The organism is Arthrobacter zhaoxinii (assembly GCF_025244925.1).
Taxonomy (GTDB): domain Bacteria; phylum Actinomycetota; class Actinomycetes; order Actinomycetales; family Micrococcaceae; genus Arthrobacter_B; species Arthrobacter_B zhaoxinii.
Map to the genome: position 1 here is coordinate 2,023,628 of NZ_CP104275.1, position 14,151 is coordinate 2,037,778.

The window sequence follows — 14,151 nt, forward strand, 5'->3', positions numbered from 1 at the left end:
CGCACTTCCGCCCGTACCGATGTTATCCGCTGCGCTTGGACCCCACCAACATGCCGCGCTGACGGCCGGGCTTCGGAAGTGAGTCCGTGTCCGCCAGGTTCCATGCCTCGAGTGCCTGCAGGCTGATGCCCCGCGGCCCGGTGCGGCGGGTCAGCCCGCGGACCAGCAGCAGTTCGGTGCCGAAGAGCAGCGGACCGGATTTCTCCTGCGCCTCGTGGAAGAACGTGCAGTCAATGCACCCGGTGCCGTCGTCGAGGCTGATGAACACCACCCGGCGTCCCCCGCGCATGGGAGGCGTCTGCGTGGCCACCCGGATCCCGGCGACCAGCACCTCGGTCCCGTTGCGCAGGTCCATCAGTGCTTCCGCGGGCGTGACGCCGAGTCCGCGCAGCAGCGGACGGTAGCTTTCCATCAGGTGCGCGCTGACGTCCACTGACAGCAGATCCAGTTCGGTGCGGACCTTTTCCCGCAGTCCCGGTTCCGGCAGGTGATGGTGCAGGTTCGTCAGCTCGGTATCTCCCAGCGGCAGGGCCAGCTGCCCCGGAATCGGATCGTGCTTCCGGGACGCGGATTTTGCCGGTGCGGCGTCGAGGTAGGAGATCAGGTCAGCGCGGCTCGCCTCGGAGCCGGTCTGCTTACTCAGGAAATCGAAGGCACCGAGCTGGGCCAGCCGGCGCAGGGTGGGGCGGGAGACCTTCGCACGTGCCCGCAGGTCCGCCAGCGAGTCATAGGGCTGCCCGGCGGCAATGCGCTTTAGCTCGACGGCGGACAGTCCGTAGATCCCGGCCAGGGACAGCCGGATGCCCAGCCGGCCGTCGTCGAGCCGTTCCACCCGGTAGGTTTCGCCGCTGCGGTTGATGTCCAGGGGCAGGATGGGAATGCCCATCCGCCGCGCCTCGGCCACGAGCAGCCGGCGGGGATACATCCCGGGATCGTGTTCGAAGATCCCGGCGAGGAACGCTGCCGGGTGGTGCGCCTTCAGCCACGCGGACTGATAGGTGGGTACGGCAAAAGCCGCGCCGTGGGCCTTGCAGAAGCCGAAGCTGCCGAAGGCCTTGAGCGTGTCCCAGACCTTGTTGATGGTCTCCTGCGTGTAGCCGCGGGCGGCGGCCTTGCTGCGGAAGTATTCCTCCACCCCGGGCTCGGCGGTTTCGTTGCCCAGCAGCCGGCGCAGTTCGTCTGCCTTCGCCAGCCCGCAGCCGGTGAAGACGTTCAGCGTCCGCAGCACCTGCTCGTGGAAAACCGTGACGCCGTGGGTTTCGGCCAGCACCGGGCGCAGCGCCTCGTGCGGGTACACCTCGGGGGAAAAGCCGTGCCGGTGTTCCAGGAACGGCCGGACCATATCGGATTTCATCGGGCCCGGCCGGAACAGGGAGATGTCGATGATCAGGTCATTAAACTCCCGCGGTGCCATCTTGCCCACCAGCTCGCGCTGGCCCGGGGATTCGATCTGGAAGCAGCCCAGGGTATGCGTGCTGCGGATGAGTTCGTAGGTGGGTTCGTCGTCGAACGGCACGGCATCCAGGTTGATCCGGCCGTCCGCTTCGACAAACTCCGGGTCCGGCTCCTCCGGCCCGTCCCGGTGCCTGCCGGCGGCAATGACTTCCTCGCGGGAGGAATACACACGCACTACTTCGCGGACGGCAAAGGCCATGGCGCTCTGCATCCGCACGCCCAGCACGTCGAGTTTGAGCATGCCCATAGGATCCATGTCGTGCTTGTCGAACTGGGACATGGGCAGGCCCAGACCGCTGGGCTGCACGGGGGTGCGGTCCAGCAGGGAGGTGTCCCCCAGGATCACTCCGCAGGGATGCATGGAAATGTGCCGGGGCAGCCGGTCCAGGCGTTCGGTGAGGTCCACCAGCAGGTCCAGCTGCTGGTTCTTTTCCACCTGGCCGGAGAATTCCCGCAGTTCGGGCTTTTCGGCGAGCGCCTCGCGGAAGTTGCGGGCCGAGAAACGCCACAGCTGTTTAGCCACAGCGCCGATCTCCTCCTCGGGCATGCCCAGCGCCATACCGGCGTCGCGCACCGCTCCCCGTGCCCGGTAGCCGTTCTGCATGCTCATCAGGGTGACCCGTTCGGAGCCGAAGCGTTCGAAGATGCGGTGATAGACGTTGTGCCGCTCGGCGCTTTCCACGTCGATGTCGATGTCCGGCAGCGTGGAGCGGTCCCGGGAGAGGAAGCGTTCAAAGATCAGGTCGTGGTCCAGCGGGTTCACGTGACTGACGCCCAGCAGGTAGTTCACCAGCGAGGATGCGCCCGACCCCCGGGCCGCGGCGCGTACCCCCATCCCGGTGATCATGGCCGAGACTTCCGCGACCGTGAGGAAGTAGGAGGCGAAGCCCAGCCGTTCGATGATGCCCAGCTCGTGTTCGAGCCGGTTGCGCAGTTCTACTTCGGCAATGGAGTCCCGGGCACGCAGCCGCCGGTTGATCCCCGCCTCGCAGCGCTGGCGCAGTTCGATCATGGGTTCGGCCTCGATGCCGATCACCGAGGCTTCGGGGACCACGGGCTGCTTCCAGCCCATGTCCGCCACCGGATCCATCCGGCAGCTATCCGCGAGCGCCGCAGTGTCGGCGAGCATCCGTGCCGCTCCCGAGGAACCGTAGCCTGCCTCCGAGCTGATCTCGCGGGCCAGGGCAGTCATCTCCCGTGTCCCCTTGAGCCAGCCCTGCCCGTTGGGCTGCCGGTCCGGGAGGTGGGAGAGGGAGGTCAGCGACCGCGCGGCGTCGAGCACGTCAGCGGTGGCGGCTCCATCCTCATCCACGTACCGCACGGCATTGGTGAGGATGCCGGGCACGCGCATCTCATCGGCCAGCCGGAACATCCGTACTGCGTGGGCCAGGCTGAGGTTCTCCCCCGGTGCGGACAGATGCGTGACCACCTCGACGGCGAGCGCCCGGGCAGGGATCAGCGAGCGCCAGCGGCCGAACAGGGTGCGGGCGACGGCATAACTGCGGCTGCGCATGGCCTGGCCGACGTCGGACTGCGGTCCGACGAGGACGGTCAGGACCGGTTCGTCCTCCCCCTCTGTGCTGACATACCCGGCAAGCTGCTCCATGGTGACGCCTACCGGTTTGCCGGAGCGTGCCCGTGAGGCGGAGGTGGCGGCGTGTGCAGCGGAGATCAGCCGGCACAATGCCCGGTAGCCCGCTCCCCCGGTATGCCCGTGGGCGAGAATGACCACCCGGCCGGTGACGGCGTTCCCGTCATCCAGCACAGCCAGGTCCACGCCCACAATGGGATCGATGCCCGCTTCCATGCATGCCCGCAGGTGCTTGACCGTTCCGTAGAGCCCGTCCCGGTCGGTGCAGGCCAGGGCATCGGCGCCGTCGGCCGCTGCGGCCTGCGCCATCTCCTCCGGCCAGGACACCCCGTAGTGGGCGCTGAACGCGGTGGCGGCGTGCAGGTGGATAAAGCTCATTGCTTAGGCACTGTCCTTCATTAGGCGCTGTCCCTCAGTGCGTCATGAATGCGGATCAGGCGCCAGCGGTCGCTGCGGACGTGATGCGAGAGGTCGAGGGTGCGCAGGTCGGAGCGGTCATTGACGCGTGCCTGGACCCGCCAGATCTCGGTATCCACCAGTCCGGCGCCGTGTCCGCGTTCGGCGCGGGTTTCCTCTTCCCACCAGTTGCGGCGTTCGTACCAGCGCACCGGGTCCGCTCCCACCTTGTAGGTGCGGCCGCCCCATGTAAGCCTCAGAGGCTGCCCCGCGGGTGAGCACACCACCTCTATTGCTTCGCTGAAGACACCCATTCAGCTTCCTCCCCGCCCCGGTACACAGGCGCACCGCCTGCGCCTTTCCCACTGGTTATCCCTTGGTTATCCCTTGGTTATCAATAGGCAACTAATTCGAACATATGTTCGAACAGCTCCGCCACCAGTGTACGACCAGCCGGGGACAAACAACACCACACAGGGACGGATGCGGCGGAGGTCCTGCCGCCCCGCCCGTCAGGATCCGGAAGCGCCGGTGCAGGACCCGTCGGTGCCGCTGCAGGAATACATGCCCCTATGGGGCACACTTTTCCCAGACACACCGGATCCAGTGCAGGACGCCCTGATCCGGGTACTTTCCATCGGATGGGGGCCGGAGCGTGGCTATTGACCGAAACACACCGCAGGCGCCCGCACACCTGCAAACTTCCCGCCGCATTGGCGGCCTGGGGATTGCCGGCATGCTGGCTGTTGTTCTGGGGTATGCGCTTTTCCTGATTTCTCCGCTTTCGAACCTGATGTTCGGCTTCCTCGCATATCCGGGACTCGCCGCCGTCGGCATTGCGGTGATCGGATTCATTGCGGCAATGGTCAGGGGCGACGGGTGGCTCGCTACAGCCATGTTCATCATCCCGTCCCTGCTCTATCAGGCAGTGGTTTTGGGGTTCGCCATCGTGGGGTTCGCCATCCTTGCCACCTACCAGCCGTAGGGCAGCTGCTTAGCGGTCCGCCTCTCCGCTAACCCGTGACGTGGTGGACAACGGCGTTTCCCTGATGAACAGGCACAGCACCAGGGCCACTGCCATGACGGGCACGCTGAGCAGGAAGATGGGAGGCAGGGCGTGTCCGAAGGCCGCAGCGATGAAGTCCTGCGCCGGGGCGGGGAGTCCGCGGAGCATGGCCGGGCTCAGCGAATTGATGTCCCCGCCGAGGGCAGCTCCGGCCCCCGGGGGCGCGGCTGCAATCTCATTGCCCAGCCGGTGGATGAAGATCGACCCGAACAGTGCGATCCCGAAGGAAGCCCCGATCTGCCGGAAATAGTTCGCTGCGGATATCGCCGCCCCCATGTCCCTGCCGGGCACGCTGTTCTGCACAATCAGGACCAGGTTCTGCATCAGCATCCCCAGACCGAGTCCCATCACCAGCATGCCAAGAGCTGTGAAGCTGTAGGCGGTGGTGTCTGAGATCCGTGAGAGCAGCACCAGCCCGGCAATGATCACGGCGCAGCCCAGCACCGGATAGATCTTGTACCGGCCGGTGCGGGAAATCAGCTGTCCGGTGCCGATGGAGGTCAGCAGCAGCCCGCCCATCATGGGCAGCATCATCAGGCCCGACTGCGTGGCGGTGGCCCGGTTCACCATCTGCAGGAAGGTGGGCAGGTAGGAGATGGTGGAGAACATCGCTATTCCGACGGCGATGCCCACCAGCACCGGCAGCAGGAAATTCCGGCTGCGGAACAGGCCCAGCGGCAGGATGGGTTCCGGAGCCCGCTTCTCCACCCGGACAAACACTGCTCCGGCTGCCAGCGTCACCACGGCCAGGGCAAGGATCTGGGGACTCGACCAGGCGTACGTGGTGCCGGCCCAGGTGGTCAGCATCACCAGGGCGGCGCTCGCGAGGGCGAGCAGCCCGGCGCCAGCGTAGTCCAGCTTCGGGCGCCTGCCCTTGGGTTTGGGCAGGTGCAGCGAGGACACGACGACGGCGAGCGCCACGGCGCCGATGGGCAGATTGATGTAGAACACCCACCGCCAGGACCAGGCATCGGTGATCCAGCCGCCCAGCAGCGGGCCGCCGACGGATGCCAGCCCGAAGGCCGCACCGATCAGGCCCATGTATTTCCCGCGCTCCCGCGGGGAGACCAGGTCTCCGAGGATGGCCTGCGCCCCGATCATCAGCCCGCCGCCGCCGAGGCCCTGCAGGGCACGGAAACCGATCAGCTGGCCCATATTCTGCGCCAGTCCGGACAGGACCGAACCGATGAGGAACACCGCGATTGCGAAAATGAAAATGCTTTTGCGGCCAAACAGATCCCCGAGCTTGCCGTATACCGGCAGGCCGATGGTGGCCGCCAGGATATACGCGGTGACCACCCAGGACAGATGCTCCAACCCGTTCAGGTCCCCCACGATAGTGGGCAGGGCGGTAGCGACGATGGTTTGGTCCAGGGCTGCCAGCAGCACGGAAAGCACCAGTCCCGTGAAGACCGGCACGAGGTTCCGCTTCGGTTCCTCGCCCTGGGCGGTCTCCTCCCGATGCTTGGGCAGGGCGGTCCCGGCGCGGTCCGGGGGTGCCGCGGTGCGCGGCGTTATTGCTCTGTGGGACATGGCGGGTTTCTTCTCTTCTCGGTTGCCGGCCTACGCTGCGTCCATATCCACCCGCGCCGTCCTGGACAGCGGCTGCTGCACAAGAAACAGCGTCAGGACAAAGGCCGCCCCAAGGATCGGCACCCCGAGCAGGAAGATCGGCGGCAGCGCCTCGCCGAACGCGGATTTGATAAAGTCCTGCGCCGGAGCAGGCAGCGCCCTGATGCTGTCCGGACTGATGGAATTGGCGCCGCCCGACGCCGCGTCGCCGGCTCCGGCCGGTGCGGAGGCCAGCTGGTCGTTCAGCCGCCGGATGAACAGGGAGCCGAAGAGGGCAATCCCCAGGGAACCGCCCATCTGCCGGAAGTAGTTGGCCGTGGAGACCCCGGTGCCCATGTCCTTGGCCGGGACGCTGTTCTGCACAATCAGCACCACGTTCTGCATCAGTGCCCCGATCCCGAGCCCCAGTACGAACATGCCGAGCGCGGTGAGGAGGTACGGCGTCGTACTGGAGATGCGCGAGAGCAGCAGCAGGCCGCCGATCATGGTGAGGGACCCGAGAATCGGATAAATCTTGTACTTGCCCGTCCGGGAGATCAGCTGCCCCGTCCCGATCGAGGTGATGAGCAGCCCTGCGGTCATGGGGAGCATCATCAGCCCGGACATGGTGGGACTGGCTCCGTTGACGATCTGCAGGAAGGTCGGCAGGTAGGCAATGGACCCGAACATAGCCAGCCCCACCGCCAGCCCCACCAGTGTGCAGATCAGGAAGTTGCGGATCCCGAACAGGCGCAGCGGAAGTATCGGTTCGGACGCCCGCAGTTCCACCGGAATGAAGAGTGCGACGGCGACGGCGGCCACTGCTCCCAGCGTGAGGATGGTCGGAGAGGTCCAGGCGTAGTTGTTGCCGCCCCAGCTGGTCAGCAGCACCAGGGCGGCGCTGCCGACGGCAAGCAGTGCGGCACCGGCATAGTCCAGCCGGATCCCTTTGCGTTCGGACCGCGGCAGGTGCAGGGCGGTGATGATGACCGCGAGCGCCACCGCACCGATGGGCAGGTTGATGTAGAAGACCCACCGCCAGGACCAGTAGTCGGTAAGATATCCGCCCAGCAGCGGTCCGCTGACGGAGGCGATGCCGAAAGCCGCCCCGATCAGGCCCATGTATCTGCCGCGCTCGCGGGCGGGCACAATGTCGCCGATAATGGCCTGCGCACCGATGATGAGTCCGCCGCCGCCCACACCCTGGATGGCCCGGTAGGTGATGAGCTCGGTCATGCTGTGTGCCTGCCCGGACAGGGCGGACCCGCCCAGGAAAACCACGATGGCGAAAATGAAGATGTTCTTGCGCCCGAGCAGGTCCCCGAGCTTCCCGTAGATCGGCAGCCCGATGGTGGAGGTCAGCAGGTAGGCGGTGATCACCCAGGACAGGTGGTCCATACCCTGCAGATCCCCCACGATGGTGGGCAGGGCGGTGGAGACGATGGTCTGGTCCAGGGCAGCGACAAGCACCGCCAGCATCAGCCCGGCGAAAACGACGGCGATCTGGCGCCTCGAGTGCCCGCCTCCCGCATCGGCGCGGGCCTGCGCACTGTCCCCGCCGGATGGAGGCGTTGACCGCGCCTGCGGGGTATGGGCCACCAGGGGGACGGCATTGACGGGCGCTCCCATGGCGCCGGCCATGCCGGCTATCGGATGGGTTGCTGCGGTTCCGTGGGGAGTAAACCTATCGGCCATGCACTCCTCCTTGGAAATTTCCGCCGGATGAGGGCAGTCCGGTTGGAACTTCCATTCGACGCCCACCGTCCTGCCAAGTCAACGGTTGGAGGCGGGCCACCCATGCCGCCGGTGCCGGCCGGCGTCGGAGCTGTGGAGGGCGCGAAGTTCCATGGCCCAAGGAGCTGCTCCCTGCCTCGGCGTTGTTCCGCGGGGAGGACAGGCGCAGACTGGCACTAAACGCGGACCGGCCATGACGTCGAAGCCGCACGGGATCATCTGCGGGGTACGCCATGAACCGTACAATAAGCGTCATTTTCCGCGCCATACCGCTTCTGATGGGCGCTGTCTGTCTGTCCTTCGGCCTCTACATCCTGGCCGGGCGGAACGATGCCAGTCACTTTGTCGCCGGACACGTCAACGTCGGGCTGACCGCCATCTGTTACGCACTGTTCACTACGGCGGCCACCATCATTCGGCAGCTCATCGACCGCTATGGGCGCGTGTGGAGGATCATCCTGCCGCTCTCCGGCTACGTGGCTGCTGCCGCCGCCATCATTTGGGGCATCGTTCTGGCCAACCGGGACAACACCGCGGAGAACCTCACGGCGGGCTTCGTGGTGATCGGCATCGGCTTCGTCGCCGCGTGCGTCAGCACCGTCGCGGCCGCATCCACAAAATTCACTCTCATCCAGTCAGCACAGTTGCTCGAGCCTCAGGGCGGCCCGCCGGAAGGTGCTCACTCCCGCGCCGCCGGCGCCGTGCTGCTCGCAGTTCCGGTTGCGGCCGCCGTCGTCGGTTTCTCCCTTGCGACCGGCCTGCTGGTGCGCGGAGATACTCCCGGATTCGTTGCCGGCCACGTCCTGACCGGCCTGTCGGTGATCTGCACGTCGCTGATCGCCCTGGTCGCGAGCATCGTGCGCCAGGTGCGCAACGAATTCAGCGAGGGCGAGCGTTCCGCCTGGCCCTGGCTCGTCGGCGCCGCGGGCACGGTCAATGTACTGCTCGGACTATTCGTGCTGTTCAGCTCACACGAGCCCTATCGGCTGGCCCCGGGATGTGTGCTGATCGGCCTCGGGCTGATCTGCTTCAGCATCCTGTCGAAGGTGCTGTTGCTCGCCCTCGTCTGGCGCCGCACGTTTGCCTTGGCCAACCGCATCCCGCTGATGCCCATCGGCACAGCGCTCACCTGCCTGTTCTTCGCCGCGTTCCTCTTTGAAGCCGCAGGCTCAGACCCGGCGTTCTTTGTCCCCGCGCACGTGCTGGTTGGGCTCGGAGCCGTCTGCTTTACGCTCTTCTCAATCGTGTCGATCCTCGAAGCGGGAACGTCGGAGTAGCAGAGCAGCGTCAAGGCCTGGCGGTAACTGCTCCCCGCCAGGTGCGGATGCCGGTGCGGACTGCTTCCGGCAACCCGGCGTCGTCAAAGAGCCGCTGCAGCGAAAAGCGGTCCACCGCCGCGCGGATAGCACCGTCCATGCTGGTTCCGTGCTCGGCGCACAGTTTTTCGCTCTCTGCCTCCGGATTGGGCCGTCCCGTTGCTGCTGCGAAGGCGTCCGCGTTGCGGACGGTTTCGAAGTAGTCCTCCCGGATCTCCTCCGGCTCCGCGTCCACTGCCGCGAGCAGGACCATGGCGGTCATTCCGGTGCGGTCCCGGCCGGCCATGCAGTGGAAGAGCACCCCGCCGGGCGGGGCATCGGCGAGCGCCTGCAGCACGGTACCCATCCGGTCCGGCAGCCGGGTCAGGTGCGGCAAGTAGTACAGCGGCGTGCCCATCAGTCCGTTGTTCCAGTACCCCTTCCAGAACTCCGGATTCTCCGCCAGCCCGTCCAGGTCCACGGGAACCGTGGTGAGCCAGTCCGGGCGGCCGGCGGTGTCCCGTGCGCGCTCGGGCGGCTGCCGGAGGTCGACGACGGTACGCACTCCCAGCGCATACAGGGTGTCCCAGCCGCCGGGCCGAATCCGGTCCACCGTTTCGGAGCGGAAGAAGACCCCGTGCGGCGTGAGCGTGCCGTCGCGCCGTCGTCGGCCGCCCAGGTCGCGGAAGTTCACTAGGCCCTCCACAGTGGCGGGAGCCGCGCCAACTGCAGTGAAGCCGGCCGTGTCGGGGAAGCTAGGCAAATTCCATTCCTTCCGCCGGACGGGGACGGATGAGCCAGTACTGGGTGCCGGCGGCGTCCCGGGCCACGATGCCTTCGTCCACCAGATAGCGGCGGATGGCAGCGGGGTCTGCGGTGAAGGCGGCCAGCCGGGTGGTGACTTCCTTTTCCGTCAGGACCGGACGCAGTCCCGGCTCCGGCGGCCGGGCGTGTTCAAAGACCTCCCCGGCCAGGAAATGCAGCAGCTCCAGCCGGTCGGCGCGTTTGCGCGGGTAGGTCTCGACCTTGCCGTTCACGAAGAAGCGCTGCACGGTGGTGTCCCGCGGGTCGGATGCGGCGAGCATCTCCTCCAAGACGGTTTCCGAGGAGAATATCCAGCCCTTCCGAGTCTCCAACAGGCCTGCACGGCACAGGACGGCCAGGGATTTTGCCTCTTCGGCGGTGAGCTGGTCCTCATGCAGCGTGTCCCAGTCGCGGGCCAGCACGGCGCGGGCATACAGATGCCGGTGGCCCCGGTGTGCGAGCGCTGCCACCACCGGACGCCACCGGTTCTCTTCCGATTTGTTAGTTTCCCCCACGGTGCTCCTTCAAATCTGTGTGCGGTTGTTCATCATCAGTGGGCGGCGGTGCCAGCACCTGGACCGCCGGCATATCGTGCATCATCCCCATGACCTGCAGGTCCGCATACAGATCCGCCACCGAGCCGGCGTTCCAGCTCTGAGCGCAGATCAGGGTGCCGTCGGGAAAAGCACGGACTCGGGCATCCAGGGGGAAAGGCGGCCGTCCGTACCCCGTCAGGGAGAACCAGTTCATGTATCCGAGGCGGGGATCCGACCTGCGGACGCCCAGCTCGTCACAGCGTTTCCACACAGCCCGCAAGGTTTCCCTCGACTCCAGAGCGGCAGTTTCCGGCTGCCAGATCCGGACCAGCCGCTGAAACAAGGCGGCCAGTTTCCCCGGGGTTCCGAAGACGAACCCATCCGGCAGGCGCAGGGTGATTTCATTGCCCAAGTAGGGACCGCTGCGGCCGGCCTCGACCTCAAACTCGAACAGCTTCCCGCTTTCGGGGTCTGCTCCGCCGAAAAGGGTAAATCTGGCCTTCAGCGTTCCGGTGGAAACGTCGGCGTCGGGCAGGTCACGCTGCCGGGGGCTTTCGACGAGCCTAGCGAGGGCTGCGGCATCCTGCGGAACAGGCTGTTCCTTTCGCAGGTCGAAGGTTTTCCCCACCGTGACCTGCCACCGCACTGACGGCACGGCGAAGCGGTCCTGAAGCAGCTCCAGGGTCGGAAGGATCCTGGCGGCCACGTGTTCCGGGGTTTCCTTCCGGGATCCCCAGCCGAGGTGAATCCAGGCACGCTCGCTTCCCTCAGCTTCGGGAAACAGGTCAGCGACGGTAAGTGTCATGCGCCACAACCTACCCGATTCGTGCCGCGTCTCCAGTGAGGGTTCGGGGGCGGTGCGCCTGGTCGCTAACTGCGGCTGAAGGCGTCCAGCTTGCGCTGGGTCTCCATCTCGTGGCGGACCTTCAACTCGTAGTCGATAAAGGCTTCGATCATGGCCTTGTACGTGCGTTCCACCACGTTGCAGTCGCCGTCCTGCTCTTCGGCCGCGTGCCGGACGTGGGCAATGACTTCCTCCATGCGCTTGGGTGAGCGGACGGCGTCGTCATTGTCCTTCAGCCCCCCGGCGACCCGGACCAGCCGCTGCCGCCGAAAGATCAGCGCGACAATTTCCTCATCAATTTCGTCAATTGCCGTCCGGACGTCGTCTAGCTGTCCCGACCCGGATTTCTGTTCAGCTGCTCCCATGCCTTAAGAGTAACCATCACCGGGCCGCCGCACCGGACACCCGGTGGGCGGGTAATGGCCAATCAGCATCTTCATGGCAGGATCAAAGACGTGAATCCCTCTGTTTCCGTGGTTACCGTAGGCGTACGGGACCTCGAAGTAACTTACGCGTTCTACGTTTCCCGCATGGGCTGGGAAGCGGTGCAGTATGTGCCGGACGAAGTCATCTTCTTCCAGGTCAACCACGGGCTGCTGCTGGCCTTCTTCCGGGGCGACCATCTGGCCGCGGAAGCCGGCGCGGCGGGCGAACTCCACAACGCCCCGGTCACCCTCGGTCACAACGTGGATTCCGCCGCCGAGGTGGACGCCGTGCTGGCCAACGCCGCCGGTGCCGGCGGGATCATCACCGCGCCCGGAACGCAGATGAGCTGGGGCGGCTATTCCGGTTACTTCACGGACCCGGACGGACTGCGCTGGGAGGTCTGCTTCAACCCCGGACTTAGGGTGGACGACGCCGGCCGGGTCACCCTGGCAGTGATTTAGGCTTCGGCTAGAACAGCACGTCCTCCGCCGGCACGGCAGCGGCAGATACGTCCTCCGGGCCTGGCCGCAGCAGGTACTCGCCGTCGTTGCGCACATTGCCGACGGCCGGATGGGCTTCAGACAGCACCCAGCCCGCCGCCGCCGCGTAGGCCTGCTCCGTGGCCAGTGCCACCAGTGTGCCTGCGTCGCGCCGCGCCGGATCCAGCCAGGCAGCCATGGCGTCCGGGGACAGCGGCAGCGGCAGCCGGTCATGCAGCTCGGCCAGTTCGCGCAGCACCGGTTCGGCGCTCGCCGCCGGGGGCGAGGCCACGGTGAGGATCGACGTCGAGAGCAGCCACTTCTCCGGGTCGCCTTCTGCCTTGGCCGGATCCCGCCACCACTCATACAGGCCGGCAAAGAAGATCGGGGACCCGTCGGCACGGGAAACATAGAACGGCCGGCGAACCTTGCCGGGGCCCGCCTTCCATTCGTAGTAACCGTCCACCGGCACGGCGCAGCGGCGCGAGAGAACCGCTTCACGGAACGTCGGCTTCTCCAGAACGGTTTCACTGCGGGCATTGAAGGCCCTAACGCCTACGGACGCATCCCGTGCCCACGCCGGCACCAGGCCCCACCGGGCAACGTGGATCTCGCGCACCTGCGAGCGTCCCCGGCCCGGCACCTCAACGAACCTTTCCAGGACCACCGGGACGTCCGACGTCGGCGCCACATTCCAGGACGCCCGCAGTTCCAGGTTGGCGTCCGCCTCCGCCTCGGCCTCGGCGACCAGGTCACCAACGGAACGGGCCATCACGTATCTTCCGCACATGCCTCCAGTCTGCCAGCGGGAATGCCGCCGGCCGGAATACTGTTGGATTAGGCAACAATCCATTTCAACGAAGAGGAGCAACCCCCGTGGCTGCCACTGCTGAAGCTTTCACCCCCGCAACCGGAACCATCACCATGTTTTCCACCTCCTGGTGCGGATACTGCCGCCGCCTGAAGTCCCAGCTGGATGCCCAGGGCATCGGCTACACCGAGGTCAACATCGAGGACGTGGAAGGCACCGCGGAGCTGGTAGCCTCGCTCAACGGCGGCAACCAGACCGTCCCCACCGTGATTTTCCCCGACGGTTCCGCGGCCACCAATCCTTCCGCTTCCGAGGTGAAGTCCCGCCTCGGCCTCTAGCGGGTAGGGCTCCGCCGAGGCCGGCGAACGGCGGAGCTGCGGGTTTGACTCTCGATTACTGAGTAGTAGGGTAAGGGCTCTTCCAGAGGGAACGGGTACTACCGGGACACGAAGGAGCGAGATGAAGACCACGATGACACGGGCCGCCGTCCTTATATCGACAGCCGGACTGATCGCCGGTTCCGCGGTTTTTGCGGCACCGGCCTCAGCGGCCGCCACCGAATGCGAACCCGGGTCCACCGCAACCATCTTCACCGAGTCCGCCGCGAGCCGGGAAGCAGCCGGAACGGCAACGCTCACGAACAGTTCCACCGTCACTGTTCCTGTCGGGCTCACCAGTGAACGTTCCGTCACCAGCAAGGCGTCTGCCAAAGGGACGGTGCCGCTCAGCGCAATCCTTCCCGCTGTGCGGACCGATGTCAGCGCGCTGGCGTTCGAAACCGCCAGCTGGCGTGCCGGACAGTCGATAATCCAGCTGACCCTGCCGCCGGGCCAGTCCCACCAGGTGACGTACGGTTTCAACCTGATGTCGTTTTCCGGTTCCCAGCAGGAATGCGGACTCGACGGACGCTTCGGTCCCGAAACGGACTTCGGCGGTACCGTTCCGACCGGAACCTACGTAGATTACTAGCGCCGCGGAACCTGCGGGACGGCGCTCAGGGACAGGAGTGCCTTGATGGTCCGCCGCTCGTCCATCGCCCGGTAGCCTTCCGCGGCCTCGCCAAGCGGTGAGTTCGCGTACCGCGGCCACGCCGTTGTCGCCGCGTTCCTCCACCCGGGCATCCCGCTCTCCGTACAACAGGGTTCCCAGCATGGGCACTTCCT

The 14,151-nt window shown here is 66.2% G+C and carries 15 protein-coding genes; 5 read left to right on the forward strand and 10 right to left on the reverse strand.

Annotated features, from left to right (window positions below):
* Positions 1 to 22 precede the first annotated feature (22 nt).
* Together N2K95_RS09420 and N2K95_RS09425 are read right to left on the reverse strand one after the other, a co-directional pair.
* Positions 23 to 3,424: a DNA polymerase III subunit alpha gene (locus N2K95_RS09420; protein ID WP_260651355.1), complete on the reverse strand. Its 3,402-nt coding sequence runs from the start codon at positions 3,422 to 3,424 to the stop codon at positions 23 to 25.
* Positions 3,425 to 3,444: 20 nt separating this feature from the next.
* Complete coding sequence (locus N2K95_RS09425) at positions 3,445 to 3,756, reverse strand: DUF6504 family protein (protein ID WP_260651356.1); 312 nt, start codon at positions 3,754 to 3,756, stop codon at positions 3,445 to 3,447.
* Positions 3,757 to 4,097: 341 nt separating this feature from the next.
* On the opposite strand from N2K95_RS09425, the gene N2K95_RS09430 reads away from it, so the two are divergent.
* A complete protein-coding gene (locus tag N2K95_RS09430) occupies positions 4,098 to 4,427 on the forward strand; it encodes a hypothetical protein (protein ID WP_260651357.1) in 330 nt (109 codons plus the stop codon).
* Between the two features lie 9 nt (positions 4,428 to 4,436).
* Here the strand turns inward: N2K95_RS09430 and N2K95_RS09435 are convergent, their stop codons facing one another.
* Together N2K95_RS09435 and N2K95_RS09440 are read right to left on the reverse strand one after the other, a co-directional pair.
* Positions 4,437 to 6,041, reverse strand: coding sequence for an MDR family MFS transporter (locus tag N2K95_RS09435; RefSeq protein WP_260651358.1), 1,605 nt, complete (start codon positions 6,039 to 6,041; stop codon positions 4,437 to 4,439).
* Between the two features lie 30 nt (positions 6,042 to 6,071).
* Positions 6,072 to 7,754: an MDR family MFS transporter gene (locus tag N2K95_RS09440; RefSeq protein ID WP_260651359.1), complete on the reverse strand. Its 1,683-nt coding sequence runs from the start codon at positions 7,752 to 7,754 to the stop codon at positions 6,072 to 6,074.
* Between the two features lie 272 nt (positions 7,755 to 8,026).
* Between N2K95_RS09440 and N2K95_RS09445 the strand changes: the two genes are divergently transcribed.
* Positions 8,027 to 9,070, forward strand: a complete 1,044-nt coding sequence (locus N2K95_RS09445) for a DUF2776 domain-containing protein (RefSeq protein ID WP_260651360.1) — start codon at positions 8,027 to 8,029, stop codon at positions 9,068 to 9,070.
* A 10-nt stretch (positions 9,071 to 9,080) separates the two neighbouring features.
* On the opposite strand, the gene N2K95_RS09450 is transcribed toward N2K95_RS09445, so the two are convergent.
* The 4 genes from N2K95_RS09450 to N2K95_RS09465 form a co-directional block, all read right to left on the reverse strand.
* Positions 9,081 to 9,851: a tyrosine-protein phosphatase gene (locus N2K95_RS09450; RefSeq protein WP_260651361.1), complete on the reverse strand. Its 771-nt coding sequence runs from the start codon at positions 9,849 to 9,851 to the stop codon at positions 9,081 to 9,083.
* Complete coding sequence (locus N2K95_RS09455) at positions 9,844 to 10,407, reverse strand: DUF2087 domain-containing protein (RefSeq protein ID WP_255791833.1); 564 nt, start codon at positions 10,405 to 10,407, stop codon at positions 9,844 to 9,846. Before N2K95_RS09455 ends, N2K95_RS09450 begins: the two co-directional genes overlap by 8 nt.
* Positions 10,394 to 11,233 carry a hypothetical protein gene (locus N2K95_RS09460; RefSeq protein WP_260651362.1) on the reverse strand — a complete coding sequence of 280 codons (840 nt, stop codon included), beginning with the start codon at positions 11,231 to 11,233 and terminating at the stop codon, positions 10,394 to 10,396. Before N2K95_RS09460 ends, N2K95_RS09455 begins: the two co-directional genes overlap by 14 nt.
* A 65-nt stretch (positions 11,234 to 11,298) precedes the next feature.
* Positions 11,299 to 11,637 (reverse strand): chorismate mutase, encoded by a 339-nt coding sequence (locus N2K95_RS09465; RefSeq protein WP_255791830.1) that lies wholly within the window; start codon positions 11,635 to 11,637, stop codon positions 11,299 to 11,301.
* A 90-nt stretch (positions 11,638 to 11,727) separates the two neighbouring features.
* On the opposite strand from N2K95_RS09465, the gene N2K95_RS09470 reads away from it, so the two are divergent.
* The gene (locus tag N2K95_RS09470) at positions 11,728 to 12,159 is read left to right on the forward strand and encodes a VOC family protein (RefSeq protein ID WP_260651363.1); all 432 of its coding nucleotides are present in this window, start codon (positions 11,728 to 11,730) and stop codon (positions 12,157 to 12,159) included.
* 7 nt (positions 12,160 to 12,166) lie between these two features.
* On the opposite strand, the gene N2K95_RS09475 is transcribed toward N2K95_RS09470, so the two are convergent.
* Positions 12,167 to 12,949: an SOS response-associated peptidase gene (locus tag N2K95_RS09475; protein ID WP_260651364.1), complete on the reverse strand. Its 783-nt coding sequence runs from the start codon at positions 12,947 to 12,949 to the stop codon at positions 12,167 to 12,169.
* A 152-nt stretch (positions 12,950 to 13,101) separates the two neighbouring features.
* Here N2K95_RS09475 and N2K95_RS09480 point away from each other — a divergent pair, with 152 nt between their 5' ends.
* Together N2K95_RS09480 and N2K95_RS09485 are read left to right on the forward strand one after the other, a co-directional pair.
* On the forward strand, positions 13,102 to 13,326 hold the full coding sequence (locus tag N2K95_RS09480; RefSeq protein ID WP_227933722.1) for a mycoredoxin: 225 nt from the start codon (positions 13,102 to 13,104) through the stop codon (positions 13,324 to 13,326).
* 121 nt (positions 13,327 to 13,447) lie between these two features.
* Positions 13,448 to 13,957, forward strand: a complete 510-nt coding sequence (locus N2K95_RS09485) for a hypothetical protein (RefSeq protein WP_260651365.1) — start codon at positions 13,448 to 13,450, stop codon at positions 13,955 to 13,957.
* Here N2K95_RS09485 and N2K95_RS09490 read toward each other — a convergent pair.
* Positions 13,954 to 14,109, reverse strand: coding sequence for a hypothetical protein (locus N2K95_RS09490; RefSeq protein ID WP_260651366.1), 156 nt, complete (start codon positions 14,107 to 14,109; stop codon positions 13,954 to 13,956). The genes N2K95_RS09485 and N2K95_RS09490 overlap by 4 nt on opposite strands.
* Between the last annotated feature and the right edge of the window lie 42 nt (positions 14,110 to 14,151).

Excerpts from the sequence above, each read along its gene's own strand:
- N2K95_RS09420 (WP_260651355.1), bottom strand. The coding sequence starts at position 3,424 with ATGAGCTTTATCCACCTGCACGCCGCCACCGCGTTCAGCGCCCACTAC.
- N2K95_RS09425 (WP_260651356.1), bottom strand. The coding sequence starts at position 3,756 with ATGGGTGTCTTCAGCGAAGCAATAGAGGTGGTGTGCTCACCCGCGGGG.
- N2K95_RS09435 (WP_260651358.1), bottom strand. The coding sequence starts at position 6,041 with ATGTCCCACAGAGCAATAACGCCGCGCACCGCGGCACCCCCGGACCGC.
- N2K95_RS09440 (WP_260651359.1), bottom strand. The coding sequence starts at position 7,754 with ATGGCCGATAGGTTTACTCCCCACGGAACCGCAGCAACCCATCCGATA.
- N2K95_RS09445 (WP_260651360.1), top strand. The coding sequence starts at position 8,027 with ATGAACCGTACAATAAGCGTCATTTTCCGCGCCATACCGCTTCTGATG.
- N2K95_RS09460 (WP_260651362.1), bottom strand. The coding sequence starts at position 11,233 with ATGACACTTACCGTCGCTGACCTGTTTCCCGAAGCTGAGGGAAGCGAG.
- N2K95_RS09465 (WP_255791830.1), bottom strand. The coding sequence starts at position 11,637 with ATGGGAGCAGCTGAACAGAAATCCGGGTCGGGACAGCTAGACGACGTC.
- N2K95_RS09475 (WP_260651364.1), bottom strand. The coding sequence starts at position 12,949 with ATGGCCCGTTCCGTTGGTGACCTGGTCGCCGAGGCCGAGGCGGAGGCG.
- N2K95_RS09480 (WP_227933722.1), top strand. The coding sequence starts at position 13,102 with ATGTTTTCCACCTCCTGGTGCGGATACTGCCGCCGCCTGAAGTCCCAG.
- N2K95_RS09485 (WP_260651365.1), top strand. The coding sequence starts at position 13,448 with ATGAAGACCACGATGACACGGGCCGCCGTCCTTATATCGACAGCCGGA.
- N2K95_RS09490 (WP_260651366.1), bottom strand. The coding sequence starts at position 14,109 with ATGCCCGGGTGGAGGAACGCGGCGACAACGGCGTGGCCGCGGTACGCG.